Below are 1,784 nucleotides of genomic sequence, written 5' to 3'. Positions count from 1 at the left end.
GGACCGGCACCAGCCCACTGCCCGGGACCAAAAATGCACCCACCGTCCCCAGCTCCAGCAACGCGGACGTCATCGCATGACCCGGCGCACCGCAGATGTGCGCGATCTCGAGCTGGTACATGCGGAGGGAGGTGCACACGGACATCCCGCACGACTCCGACGGGGCGTGCCGGTCAGGATGGGCCCGTGCCCGGCACCGAGTGCCGCGTCGCGTGCGCACAACCTCCCGCACGATCAGCGCATCCGCCGTATCCATGACCCCGCATGCGCCGGGGCGGCGGCGAAAGGACCAGCGTGTGGGCTTGGTGCGGGAACAGGTGACTGCCGCGGGCTGGTGACGCAGAGCGGTGCGGCACCGCCACATTCAAGGAGTCCCTGTGGAGAGAATCGAATCGGCTGGCCTTGCCGCACAGCAGCCTGTGCGCGCCTTCAGTAGTGCGGCACGCTGGCTCACCGAGCAGGTCGGGCAGGAATTCCGACGCGCCACCGGCATGTGGCAGATCAACTACGAGATGCTTTCCTGGCTGTCGGAAGCCCCCCAGGGGCAGCTCGGCCTGACCAGGTTGGCTCGGCGGATGGAGATATCGACCAGCAGACTCTCCCATCTGGTGGACCGCGCACGGGAGCACGGCTGGGTGGAGCGCGTACCGGACCCAGTCGACCGCCGTATCGTCCTGGCCAGGCTGACCGGCGCAGGAAACGACGCCTTGCAGGCGGCAGCCCCCTTCCAACTCGCCTGTGTGCGCTCCCGCTTCCTCGACCGTCTCACCCCTGCCCAGGTGGAGCAGCTACGCGAAATCAGTGAGGCACTCCTAGGGCCGGTCGACCAGCAGGACGAAGGCGGCAGCACAGGACCGGAATCCGCGGGCAGGCCGGCCTGACGCTGCTTGCCTCGGCCTTGACTTCCGCTCCCCTCCCTTTAAAGGACTCCGCTGGGAAAGGGACGAGCTGCCGGCCGTGGTGGTCACTTTGGCTCACGGACCCGCAGGTCAAGTGATCCACTCCCAGCCAGAGTGCGAGCCGGGATGCCCGCCCTGTCCTTTTGCCAACGGAGTCATAAAGGGAGGAGATTCCCACCACGGTCGGCTGACCGTCTCGGTGGGTTCCCGCTTCACGGCGCTGTGCCGGAACAAGTCCCGGTCTTACCTGCGCTCCACACGCTGTCACCACCAGCCCGGCGGCCCGGCCGATGTTCACGGCCGCGTTGATGCCTCTGTCCAGGGAGATGTCGCAGACCCTGCACGTCCAGGTCCGGACTTGGAGGGGTTTGGGGCCGTCCTGACGCCGCAGGCCGAGCAGACCTGTAGGTGGGCTCGAAGGGGCCGATGCGGTGGAAGGTGCGCCCGTACCGGGCGGCCTTGTATTCCAGCATCGCGACCACCTGAGCCCATCCGGCGTCGTGTACGGACTTGGCCAGGCATTCGGGCGAGGCCCTTGACCGACAGGTCTTCCACCGCGACCGCTTGGTTTTCGCTGATCAGCTTGGTGGAGAGCTGGTGGTGGAACTCGCGTCGCGCATCGGCCACCCGTGCGTGCGCCACGGGCGCCACGAAGCCGGGCCTGTCCCTGGCGTTGCTGCCCTTCTCCTTGCGGCAGAGGGCTTGTCGTGCGCGCTTGAGGCGCTTCTCGGCCCGGCGCAGGAAGCGCGGTCTGTCGATCTTCGTGCCGTCGGAGAGAACGGCGAAGTGCCCTAGAAGGCTGCTGAAAATCTTGTTGTGGGGCTGTCCGGCCGGGAGGCCGGGCGGCCCTTTTCGCTATGCGGTGGCAGGGGCGAGGTGCCAGGT

The 1,784-nt window shown here is 67.5% G+C and carries 1 protein-coding gene and 1 pseudogene; one reads left to right on the top strand and one right to left on the bottom strand.

Going from position 1 to position 1,784, the window contains the following annotated elements; translation table 11 throughout:
- Window positions 1-377: 377 nt before the first annotated feature.
- Window positions 378-881: a MarR family winged helix-turn-helix transcriptional regulator gene (locus tag ACFYXB_RS45940; RefSeq protein WP_389591467.1), complete on the top strand. Its 504-nt coding sequence runs from the start codon at window positions 378-380 to the stop codon at window positions 879-881.
- 199 nt (window positions 882-1,080) lie between these two features.
- Here the strand turns inward: ACFYXB_RS45940 and ACFYXB_RS45935 are convergent.
- Window positions 1,081-1,694 (bottom strand): annotated as a pseudogene (locus tag ACFYXB_RS45935) (RNA-guided endonuclease InsQ/TnpB family protein); the annotation flags it as partial.
- Window positions 1,695-1,784: the final 90 nt, after the last annotated feature.

The organism is Streptomyces sp. NPDC002619 (genome assembly GCF_042889305.1).
In the GTDB taxonomy this organism is placed as follows: domain Bacteria; phylum Actinomycetota; class Actinomycetes; order Streptomycetales; family Streptomycetaceae; genus Streptomyces.
Note: the sequence above shows the minus strand (reverse complement) of the source record. Positions and strands in the feature narration are given on the sequence as shown.